General features: G+C 54.7%; 18 protein-coding genes. 9 read left to right on the top strand and 9 right to left on the bottom strand.

Annotated features, from left to right (window positions below; genetic code table 11):
• Positions 1-58: 58 nt before the first annotated feature.
• Positions 59-1,918: a DNA helicase RecQ gene (gene recQ / locus F6Y09_RS08995; RefSeq protein ID WP_152206608.1), complete on the bottom strand. Its 1,860-nt coding sequence runs from the start codon at positions 1,916-1,918 to the stop codon at positions 59-61.
• 201 nt (positions 1,919-2,119) lie between these two features.
• Between recQ and F6Y09_RS08990 the strand changes: the two genes are divergently transcribed.
• Both F6Y09_RS08990 and F6Y09_RS08985 read left to right on the top strand, forming a co-directional pair.
• A complete protein-coding gene (locus tag F6Y09_RS08990) occupies positions 2,120-3,307 on the top strand; it encodes a lysophospholipid acyltransferase family protein (RefSeq protein WP_152206607.1) in 1,188 nt (395 codons plus the stop codon).
• Between the two features lie 64 nt (positions 3,308-3,371).
• Positions 3,372-4,007: an acyl carrier protein phosphodiesterase gene (locus tag F6Y09_RS08985; RefSeq protein WP_152206606.1), complete on the top strand. Its 636-nt coding sequence runs from the start codon at positions 3,372-3,374 to the stop codon at positions 4,005-4,007.
• Between the two features lie 34 nt (positions 4,008-4,041).
• Here F6Y09_RS08985 and epsC read toward each other — a convergent pair whose 3' ends face one another.
• Complete coding sequence (epsC, locus tag F6Y09_RS08980; RefSeq protein WP_152206605.1) at positions 4,042-5,034, bottom strand: serine O-acetyltransferase EpsC; 993 nt, start codon at positions 5,032-5,034, stop codon at positions 4,042-4,044.
• 200 nt (positions 5,035-5,234) lie between these two features.
• Between epsC and F6Y09_RS08975 the strand changes: the two genes are divergently transcribed.
• The 3 genes from F6Y09_RS08975 to F6Y09_RS08965 all read left to right on the top strand — a co-directional run bounded on the left by F6Y09_RS08975 (position 5,235) and on the right by F6Y09_RS08965 (position 6,934).
• A complete protein-coding gene (locus tag F6Y09_RS08975; RefSeq protein WP_152206604.1) occupies positions 5,235-5,900 on the top strand; it encodes an alpha/beta hydrolase in 666 nt (221 codons plus the stop codon).
• Positions 5,901-6,084: 184 nt separating this feature from the next.
• Positions 6,085-6,630 carry a porin family protein gene (locus F6Y09_RS08970; RefSeq protein WP_152206603.1) on the top strand — a complete coding sequence of 182 codons (546 nt, stop codon included), beginning with the start codon at positions 6,085-6,087 and terminating at the stop codon, positions 6,628-6,630.
• A gap of 67 nt (positions 6,631-6,697) precedes the next feature.
• The gene (locus F6Y09_RS08965; RefSeq protein WP_152206602.1) at positions 6,698-6,934 is read left to right on the top strand and encodes an MBL fold metallo-hydrolase; all 237 of its coding nucleotides are present in this window, start codon (positions 6,698-6,700) and stop codon (positions 6,932-6,934) included.
• Between the two features lie 86 nt (positions 6,935-7,020).
• On the opposite strand, the gene F6Y09_RS08960 is transcribed toward F6Y09_RS08965, so the two are convergent.
• Both F6Y09_RS08960 and F6Y09_RS08955 read right to left on the bottom strand, forming a co-directional pair.
• A complete protein-coding gene (locus tag F6Y09_RS08960; protein WP_152206601.1) occupies positions 7,021-7,365 on the bottom strand; it encodes a c-type cytochrome in 345 nt (114 codons plus the stop codon).
• Positions 7,366-7,692: 327 nt separating this feature from the next.
• Positions 7,693-9,000: a carboxylate--amine ligase gene (locus F6Y09_RS08955; RefSeq protein ID WP_152206600.1), complete on the bottom strand. Its 1,308-nt coding sequence runs from the start codon at positions 8,998-9,000 to the stop codon at positions 7,693-7,695.
• Positions 9,001-9,276: 276 nt separating this feature from the next.
• On the opposite strand from F6Y09_RS08955, the gene F6Y09_RS08950 reads away from it, so the two are divergent.
• Positions 9,277-11,277, top strand: coding sequence for a hypothetical protein (locus F6Y09_RS08950; protein WP_152206599.1), 2,001 nt, complete (start codon positions 9,277-9,279; stop codon positions 11,275-11,277).
• 80 nt (positions 11,278-11,357) lie between these two features.
• On the opposite strand, the gene glgP is transcribed toward F6Y09_RS08950, so the two are convergent.
• Genes glgP through glgB form a run of 3 tightly spaced genes read right to left on the bottom strand, consistent with a single transcriptional unit; the run spans position 11,358 to position 17,289 of the window.
• Complete coding sequence (gene glgP, locus F6Y09_RS08945) at positions 11,358-13,910, bottom strand: alpha-glucan family phosphorylase (protein ID WP_179959384.1); 2,553 nt, start codon at positions 13,908-13,910, stop codon at positions 11,358-11,360.
• A 32-nt stretch (positions 13,911-13,942) separates the two neighbouring features.
• A complete protein-coding gene (gene glgA / locus F6Y09_RS08940; RefSeq protein WP_152206597.1) occupies positions 13,943-15,406 on the bottom strand; it encodes a glycogen synthase GlgA in 1,464 nt (487 codons plus the stop codon).
• On the bottom strand, positions 15,403-17,289 hold the full coding sequence (gene glgB, locus F6Y09_RS08935; RefSeq protein WP_152206596.1) for a 1,4-alpha-glucan branching protein GlgB: 1,887 nt from the start codon (positions 17,287-17,289) through the stop codon (positions 15,403-15,405). The genes glgA and glgB overlap by 4 nt, the downstream gene beginning before the upstream one ends.
• Before the next feature lie 190 nt (positions 17,290-17,479).
• Here glgB and glgC point away from each other — a divergent pair, with 190 nt between their 5' ends.
• Together glgC and F6Y09_RS08925 are read left to right on the top strand one after the other, a co-directional pair.
• On the top strand, positions 17,480-18,745 hold the full coding sequence (gene glgC, locus F6Y09_RS08930; protein WP_152206595.1) for a glucose-1-phosphate adenylyltransferase: 1,266 nt from the start codon (positions 17,480-17,482) through the stop codon (positions 18,743-18,745).
• 168 nt (positions 18,746-18,913) lie between these two features.
• On the top strand, positions 18,914-19,273 hold the full coding sequence (locus tag F6Y09_RS08925; RefSeq protein WP_152206594.1) for a PilZ domain-containing protein: 360 nt from the start codon (positions 18,914-18,916) through the stop codon (positions 19,271-19,273).
• Between the two features lie 184 nt (positions 19,274-19,457).
• Here F6Y09_RS08925 and F6Y09_RS08915 read toward each other — a convergent pair whose 3' ends face one another.
• Positions 19,458-19,913: an Hsp20/alpha crystallin family protein gene (locus F6Y09_RS08915; RefSeq protein WP_152206593.1), complete on the bottom strand. Its 456-nt coding sequence runs from the start codon at positions 19,911-19,913 to the stop codon at positions 19,458-19,460.
• 271 nt (positions 19,914-20,184) lie between these two features.
• Between F6Y09_RS08915 and F6Y09_RS08910 the strand changes: the two genes are divergently transcribed.
• Positions 20,185-20,583: a PilZ domain-containing protein gene (locus tag F6Y09_RS08910; protein ID WP_152206592.1), complete on the top strand. Its 399-nt coding sequence runs from the start codon at positions 20,185-20,187 to the stop codon at positions 20,581-20,583.
• A 706-nt stretch (positions 20,584-21,289) separates the two neighbouring features.
• On the opposite strand, the gene F6Y09_RS08905 is transcribed toward F6Y09_RS08910, so the two are convergent.
• A complete protein-coding gene (locus F6Y09_RS08905; RefSeq protein ID WP_152206591.1) occupies positions 21,290-21,691 on the bottom strand; it encodes a hypothetical protein in 402 nt (133 codons plus the stop codon).
• Positions 21,692-21,985 lie beyond the last annotated feature (294 nt).

Raw genomic sequence — 21,985 nt, 5'->3', positions numbered from 1 at the left:
CTGATAGTCGACAGTTTAACAGAACCGGGTAAAGAGTTCGCCGTACCGGTCAGGACTCTCAGCTTGCCTGAGTAGCATCTGCTCCCAAAGCGGCCAGCGCTTTGAGAAAGGCTTCACCGTAGCGCTCAAGCTTGGCTGCGCCCACACCGCTCACGCCAGCGAGCTCCTCGAGGCATTGCGGACGGCGCTCCAGAATTTCGAACAGCGTGGTATCGTGAAAAATCACGTATGGCGGCACGCCTTGCTCTTCAGCCAGTGTTTTCCGGCAGGCCCTGAGGGCTTCCCAGCCAACATGATCGGTGATCTGGTCCTTAACCTTACTGCCGGCCCCGGCAGTTTTTCGACTCTTGATGACCGGGTCCTTCCGTAGATTCACGGTCTGCTCGCCTTTTAACAGCGGCCGGCAGGATTCCGTCAATTGCAGGGCACCGTAGCCTTCCGGGTCTGCACGCAGGTGGCCATTGGCAACCAGCTGACGGAAGACAGACTTCCACTCCGCCGAACTGAGTTCCGAGCCTATTCCGAAGGTGGAAACAGCGTGGTGGCCGGCCTGGAGAATCCGGTCGTTTTCCACCCCCCTTAATACATCGATCAGATAACTTACGCCAAATCGTTGGCCGGTACGGAATACACAGGACAGGGCTTTTTGCACCGCAACCGTGCCATCCCAGGTTTCTGGCGGCACCAGGCAGGTATCGCAGTTGCCGCAAGGGGTTTCCTGCTTGTCGCCAAAGTAACGAAGCAGGGCCTGCCGGCGACAGGTGGTTATTTCACACAGCCCCAACATGGCATCCAGCTTCTGGCGTTCTACCCGTTTGAAATGGTCATTACCGGCGGAGCCCTCCAGCATTTGTCGAAGCTTGATGACATCCTGCAGGCCGTAGACCATCCAGGCAGTAGAAGGATTGCCATCCCGGCCCGCCCGACCGGTTTCCTGGTAGTACGCTTCCAGACTCTTGGGCAGGTCCATATGAGCCACAAACCGCACGTCGGGCTTGTCGATACCCATGCCGAACGCAATGGTAGCCACCACGATGACGCCGTCTTCCCGTAAAAACCGCTCCTGGTGCTCTGCGCGCATCTCCGAGGGCAAGCCAGCGTGATAGGGCAGTGCGGTGTACCCTTTGCTGCACAACAACCGGGCGGTGGCTTCCACTTTATTGCGGGAAAGGCAATAAACAATACCGGCATCGGTGGCATATTCTTCTTTGATAAAATCGATTAACTGCTTGTTTGCATTTATTTTTGGTGCAATGCGATATTGAATATTCGGGCGATCGAATCCGCTGATGAAGTGGCGTGCGTCAGTGAGCGACAAACGCTCGGCGATTTCCTTGCGAGTGCGCTCGTCAGCCGTCGCAGTCAATGCGATACGGGGAATCTCGCTGAACTCCCGCGCCAGGATATCGAGCCCCAGGTAATCGGCCCGGAAATCGTGCCCCCATTGGGAGACACAGTGGGCTTCATCAATGGCAAACAGTGAAATCGAGGCCTGGTGCATCAGCTCCAGTGTGCGTGGCTGTAGCAACCGCTCGGGAGCGCAGTAGAGCAGATCGAGCTCGCCGGTCAGCAGGGCGTTCTCGGTGTCCCTTGCCTGCTGGAAATCCATGGTGGAATTCAGAAATGCAGCACGAACCCCAAGCTGCCGTAAGGCCATGACCTGATCTTGCATCAGGGCGATCAACGGCGATATGACGATTCCGGTTCCCGGCCGCACCAAGGCCGGCACCTGATAACACAAGGATTTACCACCGCCTGTCGGCATCAGCACCATCGCGTCGCGTCCGGCCACCAACTCGTGGATAACCTCGCCCTGAAGCGGGCGAAACTGGTCGTAACCAAAGACCTGATGCAGAACTGTTTCCGGCGCGACGTCTGCTGTCACGGGCTTATGGGTGGTGAGACGAGCTGAATCCATGGGGTAGGGGGTCCAAAAAAGCACAGAGTAGAGGGCGCCGGCTATGGTAGCAGAATCTGGTAGGGCTCTGAATGTTTCCTGACTGTCGTGTGGCTCACGCTTCCAGTAATAAGCAGTTGGGCAAAAAGAACCCTAAAGGTTTACAATGGCCGCGTTTTTGACCCGATCTGGACTGAAAATAAACAAAACAACAGGAAATTCATGCAGGAATTTGACGCCATCCGTCCCTATGGTGACGACGAAACCGAGGCTGCCATTGCCCGCTTGGTGAATGACCAGGAATTCCTGAGTCTGATTGGCCGTTTCAAGTCACCGATGCTGAACAGATGGTTACCAGGATTGGTCCGGATCGCCGTGCAACGTTGGCTGAAACGGCAGTTCGGGGATGCCAGCAGCATTGGTGAACTTCAGGCCCGGCTCTATGATTACGTAGACCAACTGATTGCGAAGACGACCAATCGAGTAACCTACTCGGGCCTGGACAACCTTGATCCTTCCAAAGCCTATCTGTTCATATCCAACCACCGGGACATCGTATTCGACCCCTTGGTGGTGAATTACCTGTTGTTCGCCAACGGTTTTCCTACTACCCGCATTGCCATTGGCGACAACCTGCTGCATAACCGGGTGTTTGCCGAGATGATGCGATTGAATAAGAGTTTTGTGGTGAAACGCAACATTCCCAGCCCGAGAGAAATGCGTGACGCTTACCTGACGCTGTCATCCTTTATCAATCACAGCATTGAGAACAGTGAGAGCATCTGGATTGCCCAGCGCGAAGGCCGGGCAAAGGACGGCATTGACGAGACCGACCCCGCCATCACCAAAATGTTTTATATGTGCCGCAAGAAAACCGGTGAAACCTTCGCAGAAGCCATGAACCGGATGAACATTGTGCCGGTATCTATTGCCTACGAATATGACCCCTGTGACCGGGATAAGGCGAGGGAGCTTGAAACCAGGGCCCGGACCGGGAACTATGCCAAGGCCTCGAATGAAGATACCGATCAGATCGTCAAAGGCCTGACTGGTTTTAAAGGCCATGTCCATGTGCATTTTGGCACGCCTATCTCTGATTCGCCGGATTCTCCGAAAGAACTTGCCAAGGTGATTGATCGCGAAATGCATGCAAACTATCACCTGCACGCGTCTAACCTGGCGGCCTACAATCTCAGCAGCACACATCCCGGCGCCCATGATGTGCCCGAGACGGTCCGCGACACCGTGGTAACCGCCGAAGCCTGGACGCCCGCCGAGATGGAGGCCGCGGCAGCTGAAATGGACCGCAGGCTTGATGCCTGCGAGCCGGCGTTCCGGCCCTTTTTGCTGGCCATGTATGCCAATCCGGTATTAAGCTCACTAAAAGCGCAACAGCCACCAACTGAATAACGGTTAAAGCCGGGTGGCAGAATGCTCCTGGCGATCAGGCTGCGCCCGCAATTGAGGCATAACGGTGAACCACTTCGCTCATCTGTTTCTGGCCCGCCCTACGGTGGAGTCCAGGGTAGGTAATCTTCTGGGGGATTTCGCCCGGGGGCTGGATGTGGACAGCCTGGTGGCTCCGGTCAGGGCAGGGCTGATCAACCATCGCAAAGTCGATGCCTACACCGATAGTCACCCGGATGTCATTGCCTGCAAACGCCTGTTCTCGCCCCAACGCCGCCGATTCGCAGGGGTTGCTCTGGATGTGTTGTTTGATCACTACTTGTTGCGCCATTGGCAAACCTTTGCCAACACGCCGCAGCAGGCTTTTATCGACTCGGTTTACCGGGACCTCGAGGCGGGCCGTCATTTGATGCCACCGGGCATGGCGACCACAACCGCCCAGATGATCGACAACGACTGGTTCAATGCCTATTGCGAACTCGAAAACATCGGGTATGCACTCGACAGGATCGCAGGCAGGATCCGGTTCAGGAACGATTTCGCGGGCATTATTGAGGAAATACAAGTTCATGATGGGGTGCTTGAAGAGCATTTTCTGAGCTTTTTCCCAAGCCTCTTAAAATTTGGTCCGGCAGGGGAAAAGGCTGAAAATCAGGCTGTTGAGACACACACAAACAACTGTGAAGATTCAAACAGCCCGTAACGATCTGTCCATTTTGCACAGCTGGACGTGCAGCTTATGCGGTGTCTGGTGAAGATGTGGCCGACGGTGTTCCGGTCTGCAGGCAATCGCCCGCCTGCTGCAGGCTGGCCTGGGAAATCTGGCTTTCTGCCGGCACGCTGCGGGTCAACCAGACGTTACCCCCAATGACCGAGCCTTTGCCGATAGTAATCCGGCCAAGAATCGTCGCTCCCGCGTACACCACCACATCGTCTTCAACAATTGGGTGACGGGGTTCCCCTTTCTTCAGTGATCCGCTCTCATCTTCAGGGAAGCGGACTGCACCCAAAGTCACTGCCTGATACAACCGGACCCGCTCACCAATTATTGCGGTCTCACCAATCACCACGCCAGTGCCGTGGTCTACGAAGAACTGGTTGCCAATGGTCGCCCCCGGATGAATGTCGATACCGGTTGTGGAGTGGGCTTTTTCGGCAATAATCCGCGCAATCAGTGACAAGCCTGCCTTATAGAACTCATGGGCAATCCGGTGGTGGATGATTGCCCTGACGCCGGGATAGCAAATCAGCACCTCGTCCACGCAGGTGGCTGCCGGGTCTCCCCGGTATGCAGCTACCACATCCATATCCAGGGTACGGCGGATAGCCGGTAACTTGCGGGCAAATTCCTGAATCACCGTGCGGGTGTTTTGCCGTAACTCGCTTTGATCAACGATGCGGCGCCTGTAACTCAGTTCCAGTTGTACCTGCTCCAGCAACGCATTCAGAGTGTTGTTCAGCCGGTACCCCACGTAAAAGTCTTCGCCCTCCTTCGTCAGTTCCGAAGGCCCCAGCCGCATCGGAAACAGGATGCCGCAAAGAGTTTCGATGATTTCATGGATTGCTTGTTGAGAGGGCATCTCGCGGCTACCCAGGTCCAGATCCCGACCGTGTTGCTCGCGCCAGTCGTGACGGGCTTCCCGCAGGCCGGCAATAACATCCCCAAGTGGCCATTCGGTCTTGTGCTGGCCATTGATGTCGTTAGCTGCTGATGGCGATTTGAGTTTCATGGGGTTCCCCGTTGATGTTTGATTGCGACGTACTCCACCGTATTGCTATAACCATCAATCTATAAGTGCTATCTGACTAGTTTAAAGGCTTGAACAGCGTTGCAAAACCACTGTTTTGCAATACCTTCGGTTTCATCTTCCGACTCATCGGTTAGAATGCCAGTTCATCCAGATTGATATACCGAATGAAGAGGGCGCCCGTGAGTTATCTGAAAAGCGTAGAAATAGAAACAAATCCATCCCCGGACGCGTCTGTCATCTGGCTTCATGGCCTGGGTGCCAGCGGTCACGATTTTGAGCCTGTGGTGCCGGAGCTGGGATTACCGAAAGATGCAGCTATCCGGTTCATTTTCCCTCACGCTCCCAGTCTGGCGGTGACCATTAATGGTGGTATGCGGATGCCGGCCTGGTACGACATCAAAGCAATGGACATGAACCGCACCGTAGATGTGGAGCAGCTGAAAGCATCCGCCGATGCAATCGCACGTCTGGTCGAGCGTGAAGTGGAGCGAGGCGTAAAAACCGAGCGCATCATCATTGCAGGTTTTTCACAGGGTGGGGCAGTTGCTTATGAACTAGGTCTGAGGTATCCCAAAAAATTGGCCGGGATACTGGGGCTGTCTACATACTTTGCAACGGCGGACACGGTCGAGCCGTCTGAAGCGAACCGGAACATTCCGATTCGTATTTACCATGGTACCCGCGACCCGATGGTCCCTGAATCTTTGGGCCGTATGAGCGTCGATCGTATGACCGAAATGGGTTATCGGGTCGAGTATAAAACCTATCCCATGGATCACAGCGTCTGCCTGGAAGAAATCCGGGATATTGGCCAGTTTATCAAGGCCTGCCTTGATCTGAAGTAAACGGCTGCGACCGTAACCGACCAAAGATAAAGGTTTGTAAGTTATTGGTAAATAGTTGTTTGTTGGTAGATTTTTAGTAACCATTCAGGCAACTTATGGCCAGGTTCCAGGCTGGCAGGGTAGCCCCTCAAGCCTTGAGCACGGCTCGATGACTGATAGTACACAAACACTAGCGAGAATTATTATGGGTAAATTCACATCTTCGATTGCGGCGATATCGTTGCTGGGCTTCGCTGCGGCACCAGCTGTTGCAGACATCTATAAAACTAGCGATGCAGGGCTCTATGCTGGCGCGAACTACACCTTTGTTAATGCAGACGACAATAGCTTTGATGCTGATCTCGGCACCTTGTCCGGTAAAGTTGGCGCCAATGTGACGCCGTTTTTCGGCCTTGAAGCCCGTGCCGGGTTTGGCGTCAAGGACGACGACGTGGCTAACGGTCTGGCTGAAGTGTCCGTGAACAGCTTTTTTGGTGGCTATGCCACCGTGAGCCTGGCGAACGAATCACCGGTAACGCCCTATGCGATTCTTGGCTTCTCCCGCTATGAACTTGAACTGGAGTCTGGTGTTGGCTCCGAAAAAGACGATGACTCCGATCTTTCCTACGGTATCGGAGTGAACGTCGCGATGACCGAATCCCTGTCCGGTAATCTGGAATACATGCGTTACTACGACAAAGACGACATTACAATTGACGGCATTGGCCTGGGTCTGACGGTTAACTTTTAAGCTCTGACCCCAAGTTTCTGAAAGACCTGTTCAGCCTGGGCAACAGGTTTGTCCAGGCATGGCCTCCATGCAGCGCCGAAATGAGGAAAAGGCGGAAGGCACCTACGTTGCGGTGCCCGACATAGGCTTTCAGGACCGGTACGACCTGGCCCTCTGGTTGCCCGATGAAAAACTGCTGATTACCGGAGACCTCGGGTTCCACCAGCGTTTGCTGGCCGTGTTTGAGGATACGGATACCTTCGAAGAACTTGCTGGCAAGAATGCAGGACGCGTCTATCAGGATCTGGAGTTTGAGTATTTCTGATTGTCAGTCAAATCTGCAGAACGGAAATGCAGGCCGGGGCAATACAATTGCCACCGACCTGTTTCAACTAATCATTTCCCGGGCATTCACATTTTCTCTTCATGCATGTCCAGGATCCAGTTCACCAGTTGTTTTGCCTCTTCCTCGCTGACTTCAGCTCGCTGATCCATTGGAGGCATTTTTGCGGAACCCCAGTGAGCTTCACCACCTTTCAGAACGACCTGAACCAGTTGGTCTGCATCATCCTTTGTGTATTTCTGGGCGATACTCTTGAAAGAAGGCGCCCGGGGTACCTCTGCACTGGTGATGTGACAACCCGTACACTGTTTTTCTTCAGCCAGTTGCATAGCACCGTGGGACTCTGCCAGTGCCGTTAATGAGCCAAGGCAGAGGCAGGTTGCAAGCGTGGTTGATACGATTGTCCGTTTCATATTGGCTTCCTTTCGTTCGATCCTGATTTTATCGTTCGAGATTACCGCCAATGGTCTTAACCAATACTGCCACCTCTGTTTCAACTTTAGACTAAGAAGCATGGTCGTTCTAGAAAAAAACGGATTCCGGTCCGCAGGCATTTTTCAGCGCCTGCTGAATAGCAGGCTTAGCTCACCTCATTAATGGGATTTGAAGTAAAAAAAAAGTGTCCACCTATGAATAAGTGGACACTTCCCTTACGCGTGGCAATAAGCTCAAGACGGGATAACCGGGATGGTTACCCATAACACGAGCCCGAACTACCACTGTATTGCCTTGGCGGGCCTCTAGACGTAGAAGTCCAGATCTTCCTGAGCTTTCAGCAGATCCCGCATCTTGATGGGGTCGTCACCAAAGAAGAAAATCAGGCCCCAATGGGTACCGAAAGCGGACCGGTCAGGAACGGTTTCTTCTGTCGGTGCAACCAATTCGTGTGACACGAAATAGGGATGCTCAATCGTTTCTTTGGGCATTTCCAGCTTGCTGACCACCCGGCGGCGTGGATACACCCCGAAACAGCCCGCATAACCCTTCGCGTCGACCACTTCCCGGGGGAAGAAACTATCCACTTCCTCTTTGGTGCTTTTGGGATCGAACACCAACATTGAAGCCTGGTAGGCATTGAAGCCGTAGGCCATCTCGATAAGCTCGAAAGCCTTGAACCCGGGCGGGCGGTAAGCGACTTCGCCAAAGTACATTTCACCGTCAGCAGTGACGAAGTACTCGGGATGAATCAAACCGAATTTGATCTCGAACGTTTTGATCAGCAACTCGATCTGCTTGGTGATCGCGTTCCGCCAGCTCTCGAGTTGCTCGGTAGCGGGCACGAATACCGAGTAGCCCAGCGTTACATATTCAGAAATGTTGAGAAACTTGATTTTGCCATCGTGAATCCAGGCCTCAACGGCAAATTCCCAGCCATCCAGGTGACTTTCCATCAGCAGGGGATATTCTTCGGCCGGTATATGATCGATCTCTTCAATCTTGCGGATCATCCGGTGGCCGAGGCAACCGGCCTTGTCGAATGCCTTGACGTGAATCGGGTCGTCCGGGTCACCATCAAGCTTGAGCAGTGTCTGGTTAACGCGTTTCATGAAGCGGACGATGTCGTCTTTCTCGTGCGCTTCCTCGAAGATCCCGACGCGAATACCACCAAGCTGTGCCCGGCGTTTCATCAGTGCCTTGTCACGGAACAGGATAGACTGCCCGTACATACGAGGGCTGTCGAGGAGGACGGAATTGATGGCACCGGACCACTCGACGGTTTCCTCGAATAGCGGTATGGCGACATCGACGCCTTCCGCCTTCAGCTTTTCGGCAATCTCCAGGGAGCGATCGTTCAGACGGATAAAGTCCCAGGGGATGAAAGGTATCTTGTTTGCGGTGCAGAAATCCGCGGCCCAATCCGGAGCAACAACTATGTAGCGGCGGTCAAACTTCTGCGCAGCCTTGATCGCATTGACGCTCCAGCCAAGCAGGGCGATGTAGCCTTTATTCGGATCCTTGGGCGTCTCGGTTCCACGAACCGAGTCCATGGTTGGATCAAGCCACGCTGACACTTCATTTGGTAACTGAGTTTCTGACGCTATAGACATGCAATGTTATCCTTATTGGTTAACCCGGACAAACTACGCCGACATTGGAGCGCACCAGGCAAACTGAGTATTCAGACAGTGTCATTTACAGGGGGATTAAGTGACCAATAGAGCGGCGAAACACTTTGGTTTTTGAGGTTTTCACCGAGCGAATACTGCGGGTCAGTGCATCCCAATCTTCAGTAACAATATAGCCGGTATAGTTACAAATGGAAACGAAAGCCCCGGAATCATTTGCTTCCCAAACGCCTAAAGAGCATCTTTGAGCAATTCCAAATGGCGTATCAAGCAAGCAAGGACAATATTGTGGATATTCCTATATCTGATTCAGATACCGGCAGTTCCGTTGCAAAGTTTGACGAGGCTCTGGAACAGCTTGCGCTTGCGCGCCTGAACGACCCCGCAGCGCGTAATACGGAGGTACTGGAAGCGGCACTTCAGGTGATGGAAGCACCCGACGGGCTGGATGCGCTGTATGCCCGAGTACCGGCGATGGAAGCCAAGGGCGTATTTACCAACGGTGACTGGGGCCAACCTGCGATCTTGCGGCCCGCACTCGCCGTACGAACGCTACGCCAGGGAGCGCCGGACTTCACGGCGATCGAAGCGCTGAGTGAACTTCGCCTGCTTGCCGTGGCCATGGGCGATTATCGCCATCCCGGAATTTCCTCGGAACAGGCCAGAAACTTTTTAACCCAGGTGACAGCGCTGAATCTGGATCTGCTATCGGGCCAGATGAGCGAGGCGGATCGGGAACGACCACGAGGTCTGGGTGAGATCGTCAATTCGCTTTACCAGTTTCTGCTCAACAGGCTGGGTTACGAAAGTATTCTCGACAGCCTGGTGGATGAAGTACGCCGTTTGCTGGCGCAGCGCCCGATACAGACAGACAGCATCAAGCAGATGGTCAGCCAGATAGCCAAGTGCCTGTTTGATCCGGAAATAGATACCTCGGGTATGCACAAAGCAGCGCGTCTTGTCAGCGCTTTGTTCGGCCCAACCATTGGCTGCCGCGATGACCCGGGCTTTGCCGTCTACGGCGAACGACTGCCCGCCATGGATGAGCTCGCGTTGACTGAAGAGGCGAAAGGCTTTGCCAGTGGGATGCATGAGACGGGCATGGTTTCCCCTTATCATCCCATGCTGTTACGGCACCTGCGGGGGCACCGGGATGACCTGATACCCCTGGCATTGGGCCTGAGCATTACCGGCAACGATGTGCTGCAATGCTACCGTCAGATCGTGTTTGAACTGATCGACCAGGTCGTTTATCCGGAAACCAGTCAGGCTGTCTATGGCCTGGCCATGTTTCTTGAACGTGGCGCTCTCTTCACCCCACCAGTAGCTGCGGGTCTATGGCGGCAACTCGAACTGAAATTGTGTCAGGCGGCGTCCGACAGACTGAACGCGGTTTTCGGTGATGCGCATCCACCGCGAGTGTATTTGCTGGCAGGCGTGCTGAGCCTCCTGGGACAGCCGTTGGGCGTGGGCCAGGGAAATAATCCGACGTGTCAGTCAGTCATCGGCCTTTCCATGTGGTCCTTCAACGATGCCGATTTTCTGTTGCAACTGGTGGCCTGGGCAGCCCGTGACGACGACGTCGTCATGCGTTTTGAGGGCCAACATATCAACTCTCAGCACCTGGAAGCCGGCCTTGCAAAGGAGCCCCCAACCGATGTCGATCCGGTTTCATTGATTCTGATACCTCACCTTGACCGCATTTATGGCGAGATGGGGCGCTTGTGCGGGGTACGCGATGACGACCTGCACCGCTGGATCAACCCGGAAATGTATGGCTGGTGGGTAGGGCATGGCTTTCTCAGTGTCATTAGCCGGGAAACAGGCAAGATCCATGACTATGAGGATTTTATCCGCCATTTTTACGCCTGCTATCACCCTTATTACAACGGCAACATCCCCGTCATCCATCCGCAACCAGCGGGTATCGCCGTGACCGATAGTGGAGGGCGTCTGGTTGGACGTCATGCCATCACAATCATCCGGGTCAACCTTGATCGCGATGGCGAAATGCGCCTTTACTTCTTCAACCCCAACAATGACAGCGGCCAGGACTGGGGCCAGGGTATTAACTGCTCGACCCAGAGTAATGGTGAGCGCCATGGCGAAGCATCACTTTCGTTTGCGGAGTTTGCTTCGCGTTTGTGTGTCTTTCATTACGATCCGAGGGAACTGGGGGACTTGCTGGCGGTTCCCGAAACAGAAGTTACCCGTGCCACAGAGTTTGGCCGCGGCAGCTGGGCTGCAGGTTATGAGTAAAAATCGGGCATTACCTGACCTGATGATGTAACCAAACAAACACTCTGAAGCATGGTGATCAACAGGAGCCGATGAGTCACTCAAACCCAGAGCATAGCGCCCATTTCCAGGGGATGCGTCAGTGACTGGTGGTAGGGATACATCCGCAGCCTGAGCGTCTGCAAGCCCGGATAAGGGGGAGAGACCCGGGCCACGAAAACGGCGCGACCCTCTGACTCACTTTCTGGCGCCAGCACGAAGCATTCAGCTTCGGGTTTTTCATGGGTTCCGGTGCACTCAGGCCTTACCAGGCACTCCACACGCACATCTGCGGCTTGCAGGCCATTCAATACGGCTTCTACCCGTAACTCGACAGTCTCATCGTGGCGGCATCGTTGTTTCACACATCCCTCCATTTTCAGACTGACACCTGGCCATGCACTGTGAACCCGGGCTTTCCAGGTGGCCAGGGCAATCGCCCTGTTGCCACCGTCAGCCATGAGACTTGCGCCCTGAATGCTTGCGGGCTGGTAGTAGTTGGTCACGTAGTCCATGACCATTCGCTGGCTGTTAAACCGGGGCGTGATGGTCTTCATGGAGGCTTTGGACTTCGCTACCCAGCCCTGGGAATAGCCCTGGGACGCCCGATCGTAGTACAGCGGCACGACCTCGAATTCCAACAGGTCGAGCAAGTCCCGGGCTTCTTCCTCATTCCGGAACTCCATATCCAGGCGGGTGTCCCTGGGGGAAATAGCCCAGCCATTATTGCCGTCGTAGCCCTCTCCCCACCAACCGTCCAGCACACTCAGGTTGAGCGCACCGTTCAGTGCCGCTTTTTCGCCAGAGGTCCCGCTGGCTTCCTTCGGGTATTCGGGCGTATTCAGCCAGACATCCACTCCGCTGAGCAGGCGCCTGGCCATGGCCTGATCGTAATCTTCCAACAGGATCAGATGGCCCATCAGAGCGGCAGACATGGAGAGTTCGTGGATTACCCTGATCAGTTGCTGGCCGGGCATGTCCCTGGGGTGGGCTTTGCCGGCGAACACCAGAACCACGGGGCGGTCGGGGTTGGTAAGAATGCGCTCCAGCCGGTCAAAGTCCGAGAAAATCAGGGTGGCGCGTTTGTAGGTAGCAAAACGGCGTGCGAACCCGATGACGAGGGTGTCCTTGTCGGTCGAGATCAACGGCTGAGTCATCCGTACCGTGACTGAGCTGCCTGTTCCGTTGCGCAGGTGTTGACGCTGGAGCCGGCGAACAACGAACTCGCCCATCTGCTGTTTAAGTGACTTGTGGACGCTCCAGTAATGATAATCGGGAATGCGATCAACAAAGTTCCAGAATTCAGGGTTACGCAGTTCACTCTTCCAGGTTGGTGCCTGGATATCGAACAGGCTGGACCACTCGGGTACCAGGAACGTTGGCACGTGCACCCCGTTAGTAATGTAGCCGATGGGGTTTTCATCCGGTGGCACCTGGGGCCAGACATTGCTCTCCATTTGCGAGGCGACGCTGCCATGGATTCGGCTGACACCGTTGTGAAAGCGGGAGCCTCGCAGTCCCAGGTAAGTCATGTTGAACGTATCCGCACCGGGGCGAGCGCCCAGGGCAAACACCTTGTCGAAATCCAGCCCGGACTCCTCCAGAAAGTGCCCAAGTGCGTGATAAACCAGGTTTCGTGGAAAGATGTCGTGGCCAGCGGACACAGGTGTGTGGGTGGTAAACAGGGTAGCACCGGCGACTGCTTCCAGCGCGGCTTCGAAGCCCAGCCCTGCAGTCATGGCCCTCCTGCAGCGTTCAAGGATCTGAAAAGCAGCATGCCCCTCGTTGATGTGCCAGACCGTAGGTTTGAGATTCAGTGCCTCAAGCGCACGTACACCCCCGATCCCCAGTAACATCTCCTGACCAATGCGGGTGGATTCGTCACCACCGTATAATTGCAGGGTTAATGCCTGGTCTTCGGGGGTGTTCTCCTCCGTATGGCTATCCAGCAGGTACAGACTTATGTGCCCGACCCGGGCTTGCCAGATCCGTGCAACCACGGCACGCCCCGGAAAGGGCACGGAAACCTTGAGTGGATTGCCGTCAATCTCCACCGGTGAAATCGGCAGCTCGTCACTGAAATGAGACTTGTAACGGGCGATCTGATGACCCGACGCGTCAATGCTTTGGATGAAATAGCCCTGCTGATATAGCAGGCCCACGGCCACAAAGGGTAACGCCAGGTCGCTGGCCGCCTTGCAGTGGTCTCCGGCAAGAATGCCAAGCCCGCCTGAGTAGATGGGAAAGCTTTCGTGAAAGCCGAATTCGGCACAGAAATACGCCACCAACGTACTTTCCGGATCCAGTTTTTCCGAGACTTCCGGGCCGGATCCCGCCGCAAGATAGGCATCGTAGCTGCTTAGAACATGACGGTACTCGGCCAGAAAGGCCCTGTCCCCGCTGGCTTCGTCGAGCCGTTGCTGGGCCGCGCGGCGCAGAAACAGCTTCGGATTGTGCTCAACTTTTTGCCAGAGCCCCGGATCGAGCCGTGCAAACAGGCCGCGTACCCCGTAATCCCAGCTGTAGAAAAGGTCAGTAGCCAGCTCCTCGAGTCGCTCAAGGGGCTCGGGGATGCTGGGGTGGGCCTCAAGTCGGAACTCGGTTACATCTTGCATGTTGATTGCCTCCGGGCGGGCGCACGCCCGCACTAATCCAGCTGGTGTTGTTCACGTTCTTTGAGAATGGCTTGATAAAGGTCGTCATAGCTTTGGGCCCGCTGCTGCCAGGAGTAATCTGCCGCCATTCCGTTATCCTGAAGCCGGCGCCACGATTGTCGGTTGCTGTAGCTTTCCAGTGCCCGGTTTATTGCAGCCAACAGAGACTGCTCATTGGCCTCGCTAAAGCGGAAACCATTGGCCACGCTGGTATCCGCATCCTGGGGATCATGGACGGTATCGGACAATCCGCCAACCGCGTGCACCACCGGTACCGTGCCGTAGCGCAGGCTATACATCTGGTTCAGGCCGCAGGGTTCGAATCGGGACGGCATCAGGAAAATATCGGAGCCGGCGGTAATACGATGGGCAAGCCCTTCGTCGTAGCCAAGCGTCAGCGACATCTGCCCGGGCCATTGCTGCGCCAGTTGCTTTAGAGGTGCTTCGTAGCGGGCTTCTCCGGAGCCAAGCAATACAAACTGGCAGTGTCGCTCCAGTAGCTCGGGCATGACGGAAATCAGCCAGTCCACACCTTTTTGCTCCACCAGACGCCCAATGAAGCTGAGCAGGGGGCCGTCACTAACGTCAAGACAGAGCTCTTGCTGCAGACTGACCTTACACCTGGCTTTATTCTTGAGATGGTTGCGCCGGTAATGGAAGGTCAATTCCGGATCTTCTTGCGGGTTCCATACCCGGACATCAATTCCATTGAGGATGCCGGTCAAGGCCTCCTGCCTGCTACGCAGCAAGCCATCAAGACCGTGACCAAATTCCGGCGTCTGGATTTCCCGGGCATAACCGGGGCTGACGGTGGTAATGCGATCGCTGAAAACAAGGCCACCTTTAATGAAGGACAGTTGACCATGGAATTCCAGCTGGTCCCAGCGCCAGAGCGACTCCGGCAAACCCAGATCCTGAAACGTCTGATGGGGAAATACACCGTGATAAGCAAGGTTGTGGATAGTGAATATGATGCCCGGCCGCCGGGAAACAGGCGCCATAAAAACCGGAATGAGGCCGGTCTGCCAGTCATTACAGTGCACCAGGTCCGGCGTCCAGGAGAGCCCGGCCTCACCCATGGCCATCATGGCACCGACCCTGCCAAACAGCTCAAACCGGTGCGCGTTATCCCACCAGTCCTGACCCTCCTCGTTTTGATAGGGGTTGCCAGGCCGGTCGAACAGCAGAGGACAGTCCACCAGCCACAGAGTGAACGCTGTACCGGGAACCCGGGTCTGCCACAGGCTGACTTCGTATTGACCGATCCGGAACTGGGCTTTTCTCCGGGATCCGGCTTTCCGGGCAGCCGCCAGCGCATCCGGATAACCCGGCAAGAGCACCTGGACATCGTATCCGAGCCCGCACAGTGCCTCTGGCAAGCTGGATGAGACATCGGCAAGACCACCGGTTTTCACCAGAGGGTAGAGTTCACTGGTGACGAACAGTACGGGGATCATGGCGCCGGCCTTAACATAATCGCGCCCAGGGGTGGCAGCGTCAGTTCCAACGACCAGTTGCGGTTCATCCAGGGTTGTTCGTCAGCGGGCAGGGGAAGCGGGTTGCCCACGTTACTACCGCCGTAGTATTCGGAATCCGAATTGAAGATTTCCCGCCAGGTTCCGGCCTGAGGTAGCCCGATACGGTAGTGATGCCTCGGAACTGGCGTGAAATTCAATACCATCACCGAGGTTTCCCCTTTGGCCGTGCGCAGCAAACTGATGACGGACTGGGGTGAATCGTGGCAGTCGATCCATTCAAATCCTACGGGCCGGAAACACTCGCCATGTAGCGACACTTCCCGTCGGTAAAGACCGTTAAGGTCCTGAACCAGCTTTTTGAGACCCCGATGCGCAGGATCAGTGAGCAACGGCCAGTCCAGTTCCCGCAATTCACTCCATTCCCGACGCTGGCCGAATTCGCCGCCCATAAACAGCAGCTTGGCCCCGGGATAGCCATACAGGTAGGTGAGCAGCAATCGCAACGAGGCGCGCTGCTGCCACTCGTCACCGGACATCTTGTTGATCAGGCTGCCTTTGCCGTGTACCACCTCGTCGTGGGACAGTGGAAGCAGGAAATTCTCGGAAAATGCGTAGGTCAGGCCAAACGTCAGTTTGTCGTGGTGGTACTGGCGGTACACAGGGTCCTGCTGAAGGTAATCCAGGGTGTCGTGCATCCAGCCCATGTTCCATTTCAGGTTGAACCCGAGGCCACCGATTTCCGGGGGGTGGGTGACCCGGGGCCAGGAGGTAGATTCTTCCGCGCAGACCAGGGTTCCCGGGAAACGACTCTGGCAGACGCGGTTCAGCTCTCTCAGAAAGTCGATGGCTTCGAGATTCTCATGGCCACCCTGGAGGTTAGGCAACCATTCGCCTTCCTTGCGAGAGTAATTGAGGTAGAGCATGGAGGCCACGGCATCCACGCGCAGGCCATCGATATGGAAGGCGTCCAGCCAGAACAGGGCGCTGCCAATCAGGAAGTTCCGGACTTCGTGCCGGCCGTAGTTGTAGATCAGGGTGCCCCAGTCTTGGTGCCGGCCCTGACGGGGATCTTCATGCTCGTATAGAGCACTGCCATCAAACCGGGCGAGGGCATGCTCATCGGTCGGGAAGTGCGCCGGAACCCAATCCAGAATAACGCCGATGTTGTGCCGGTGGCACTGATCCACCAGATAGCGCAGGTCATCCGGTGTGCCGAACCTGCTGGTGGGCGCGTAGTAGCCCGTGGCCTGGTAGCCCCAGGACTCATCCAGTGGGTGCTCGGTAATGGGTAGCAGTTCAATGTGGGTAAAGCCCATCTCCTCCACATAAGGAACAAGTTGGTCGGCCAGTTCGCGATAGGTCAGCCAGCGTCCGGAACCATGGCGGCGCCAGGAGCCGGCATGAACCTCATAGATGGAAATGGGCTTGTCCAGCCAGTTCCGCCCGCTACGCCGGGCGATCCAGTCACCATCCCCCCAGCCGAAGTGACCGCGCTCAGTCACCACGGCGGCGGTGGCGGGCCTCATTTCAAAAGCTTGGCCATAGGGGTCGGTTTTCAGGAGCTGACGACCTGTGTCCGTTGTTATGGCGAACTTGTAAAGGGTTCCGGTACTGAGCTCGGGGACAAAGCATGACCACACACCCATGCCTTCATGCAGGCCCATGCTATGGGTTCCGGCATTCCAGTGATTGAATTCGCCGACAACGCTGACAGCCCGTGCGTGGGGAGCCCAGACCGCGAACCTCACACCCTCCACGCCCTGTTTTTTGCAGACGTGGGCGCCCAATACGTTATAGATGTGCCAATGCCTGCCTTCAGAAAAAAGATGGAGATCAAATTCGCTGAGCGTTGGACTGTCCATACATCCTGCTTTCCCTGACCAGACGGGGCTCCCATTGAACGTCACGGAGCCTGTTCAAAAAATGATCCACGACAAGTTTATGTCAAAATTCCGTGGTAGTGTTCTAGTATGATTATAGACGTCAAAAACATGGCAGCCTCTGTGATTCACCGACCGGTCACAGGGAGCGCGTTTCGTCAGGGAAGCAGCTATGCAAACGGCCAAGCGTTACGTCAGTCGTCTCACTCGCCAGACTCTGGCGTTAGTGCTTGCCGGGGGGCGGGGCTCCCGGCTTCATGATCTTACCAATTGGCGCGCCAAGCCGGCGGTACCCTTTGGTGGTAAATTCCGGATCATCGATTTTCCTCTATCGAACTGCATTAACTCGGGCATTGGCCGGGTGGGCGTTATCACCCAGTATAAGTCCCACTCGTTAATCCGACACATTCAGCGGGGCTGGGGGTTTCTGCGGGGCGAGCTCGATGAATTTATCGAACTGTTACCCGCCCAACAGCGCATCGAAACATCCTGGTATGAAGGCACTGCGGATGCCATCTTGCAGAACCTCGACATTATTCGCAGCCACGCACCAGAATATGTCCTGATCCTTGCCGGCGATCATGTTTACAAGATGGACTACGGCACCATGCTGGCTGCCCATGTCGAAAGTGAAGCAGACATAACCATAGGGTGTATTGAAGTGCCGGTTGGCGAGGCTTCCGCATTCGGTGTCATGTCCGTCGATGGTGAGCTGCGGATTACCGAGTTTGCCGAGAAACCGGACCAGCCCGATCCAATACCCGGACAGCCCGACAATGCCCTGGCGTCCATGGGGATCTATGTTTTCAGCACGCAGGTGCTGTTCGATGAGTTGCTACGTGATCACGAGCTGGACGGCAAGTCTTCCCATGATTTCGGTAACGATATTATTCCCTCCGTCATAGGACGCCGCCGGGTAATGGCCTTTCCATTCCGGAACCCGGTCAGGGGAGGGCCGGCCTACTGGCGGGACGTCGGGACCATCGATGCTTTGTGGAAGGCGAACCTTGAGCTTATTGGCATCAGCCCGGAGCTGAATCTCTACGATTTGAAGTGGCCCGTCTGGACCTATCAGGAACAGCTGCCGCCAGCCAAGTTCATCTTTGATGACGACAACCGTCGGGGCATGGCGGTGGACTCCATGGTTGCCGGCGGGTGCGTTGTGTCCGGCGCGACGGTCAGGCATTCGCTGTTGTTCTCACAGGTCAAAGTCCATTCCTTCAGCGGTATCGAGAACTCGGTTCTGTTTCCGGACGTCGATGTCGCTCGCCACTGCCACATTCGTAATGCAGTGATTGATCGTGGATGCCGCATTCCCGAGGGTTTCCGCATCGGTGTTGATGAGGCGGAAGATCGCAAGCGTTTCCACGTCTCACCAGGTGGCATTACGCTGGTGACACCCGAGATGCTCGGGCAGGATTATCCCCATGGTCTCTAATACCAGAACCCCTGTAGTACTTTGCGGGCACATGCACCAGCCGTCCTGAAAGAAATTGATGGAGCCTGATCAGTTGTTGATCATGATCAAATGGGAGGTGTCTTTAATTCGATACAACTGACACTAGGTTTCAATCAGGTGATTGAGTGCGCATCAAGGGGAAGGGGAATGGAACACAGACTCAGTAAACGGGTACAGGGGAAACTCGGCCTGCTGATTTACAAGCGGAGAATACCGGTCGCCACCGGACTGATCAAAGACGCCTCCAGGCACGGACTTTTTATTGCCACCGATTTTGATGATATTCAGCTGAACCAGACAGTTGAACTGGAGTTTCACTTGCCCGACAGGCAGGAAAATCCGTTTCGGAAGCTGAAGGCCCATGTCGTTCGCAAAGCGGACAATGGCCTGGGTGTAGATTTTTCGGGGGTTGAAAACAACAGTTTCACCATCGCCTCACTGGTTCAATGGCTGGAACGGCATTACATGCAGAGGCAGTATTTTTCCGTTCGCCGCCAGGCTAACTGACGCAGGGCCCATTGCTATGAACAGATTAGAAGGCAAAGTGGCAGCAGTAACCGGTGGCTCCATGGGCATCGGGGCGGCGGCTGTTACCCGGATGGCCGTTGAGTGGTATGTGGAAGGAGCCTGACGATACCAACGACAGAGACCGGGAACTGAGCCCGGCTCTGCCGTTTCTGGTTGTGCCGGTTTACTGAACGTCCACTTCAATGGCCTTGGGTTCAGCGGGCTCGGCCTTGGTCAATGTCAGGGACAAAACGCCATCCTTGAAACTGGCCTGGACGCTGTTTTCGTCGACGTTTTCGGGCAGGGTAAATCGACGCAGGAATCGGCCATAGAACCGCTCAATGCGGTGCTGTTTCTTGTCCTTGGTCTCTTCCTCGTGCTTGCGTTCACCCTGAATGCTCAAGACGCCGTTCTGTACTGTGACTTTGACGTCGTCCTTGGACATACCCGGTAGTTCCGCCTCGATATTGAAGGCCTCCGGAGTTTCCTTGATATCCACGGCCGGCGTCCAGTCGCTGCTGCTGAACAGGTCTTTTCCTCCCGGCCCTTCGCTGCCGGGTGTCAGGCCAAGTAGCCGGTTATAACGGCTCATCAGGTCATCAAGCTCACTGATCGGGTTCCAGCGGGTAATGTTAGCCATACGAAAGTCCTCCTAAGAATCTGAAATGAAGTGGTGATGCCAGCCTCACTCGCGGGACAGCCTCCATACCGATGACACCAGCCGGATGGTTCTCCGGGAACACCTTCTAACCTGGAGTGTAGGATCGTTTAATTATTATACAATCGGGCCTGGACGTTTGCCGTGAAGTCAGGGCGTTTGTTGATCAACATCAAAAAAGCTCAACCCTTAGTGGTATACCGTACAGACAATGTCAAAAATTGGCATTCTTACGAAATCCCAAGGGGGGACAATGGAACACAGACTGAGCAAACGCACAGATGGAAAGCTTGAGTTGCTGATTTATAAACGCGGAATGCCCGTGGCAATCGGTCAGATCCGGGACGCATCAAAGCGGGGGCTCTTTATTGCTACGGACTACACCGGCGCTCAGCTGAACCAGACCCTGGAAATCGGATTTCGGTTTCCTGATAAACACGAAAACCAGTTTCGTCAGCTTAAAGCCCATGTTGTCCGCAAGTCAGACGATGGTCTAGGGGTCGATTTTGATGAGATTGAAAATGACGATTTCACAGTCCTGGCACTGATCCAATGGCTGGGAAAACACCACAGGTCGATGGACTATTTTCCCGTTCACCGGCAAGCCCACGATCATATCAAGGAGGATTTTTTTGGAGCGGCTCAAAGGTAAGGTTACCGTCGTAACAGGCAGTAGTTTTTACCTCATGTCAGCAGGTTGTCTATCAGTATCTGCATAGGCATGGGGCATACTTCTAGATAAGAGACGATTACATAGATGGATCAGTATATTTCATTTAACATAATATACATTATGCGCAATGCAGGAAAGCTGGCGTCGATGTTAGACCTAAGGATTGGACGACCACAGAAAGTGCTAAAGAATAGCCACAGAAAGTACTAAATTTTCACAGAAAGTGCTAAATTCGTCGCCCACCAGGCTATCTCTATGATTTTATGTGATTTTACGGTTTTCTGTCTAGAATCGCTATTCGCACGCTCATACCGCTGATGTTGGCCGCTATTTCGCCATCTCAGAGCTGAGTCCGGTTAGGAGAATTACCATGAGTACGAACGGATCGATAAGAGGCGGCGAAAGTTGCCCCACCTCTGTTTCCAGGAATATCTGGACTCTGAATCGAAGAACCTATTTTTGGGGGGCTTCGTGAGTTTTCCTGAAAAAGGAAATAGCGCGGAACGATGTCTTCGACAACCTGGTTGTAGGGATCCCAACTGAGGTTATGAACGACTTCGCGATAACTGGGTGTTGTGCTGAAGTAAAACAAGAGCGGAAATATTGAGCTTTATCGTTGTAGTGCAACCTGAGCAGTCAATCAAAATTTTCGGCGTTATCTTCGTTACGCTTCCCTTGGCACTAATCAGGAACGCTCTCCAGAGTTCTTCTCAGCCCCAGCCATCAGGTATGTCACCTCATCCAGAAAACCCGGGTTTTCATCGATTTCCTGCTGGACTTCCAAGGCAATCGCTGTCCTTTTTTCCGGATCACTAAGGCTCACCAATGCTTCATTAACCCGCGCGTTAGTGCCTTCGACGGCTTTCAGGGCTGACCTTAGTTCTATCTGGATATGCTCTAACAAGGCGTCAGCTGCTTTTTCCTGCTCTTTGGAGATACAAAATGGTAGCTGCCGTTCAGGGTCGTAAGCTTGAATGGCTCGGCGCACCAATTCCGACTCGGAGAGGTCGTAACGATGAGCCCACTCCCGGAGTTTGGATAGATTTTGCAGCGACAACGATACCTGTTTACGGATGAGTGCAGGCATGATTCCTCCTTCGCTTGGAGCATATTTCAAACATACACTCACAAGTATCGGCGACGGCACTAGCAATGTCGAAGTTGGTAGGACCATGGCCCAGGTTTTGGAGCCGTATCTGACGACTCCGCACCGTTACAATTACATAGACGCGGCTTACGTCGCTTAGAATGATGGAGGCATGGGTAACCTCTGAAGCCTTCATCAGACAACACCTGGCACATAAAATCTTTATCCGAAAACCCAAAATCCGTAAAAATAACATTATTACGGATTTTATCTTTGCACCCTCCTCGCACATCC

This window comes from Marinobacter changyiensis (assembly GCF_009193265.1).
In the GTDB taxonomy this organism is placed as follows: domain Bacteria; phylum Pseudomonadota; class Gammaproteobacteria; order Pseudomonadales; family Oleiphilaceae; genus Marinobacter; species Marinobacter changyiensis.
The sequence above is the reverse complement of the archived record's forward strand: the minus strand, read 5'-3'. Positions and strand labels throughout refer to the sequence as shown.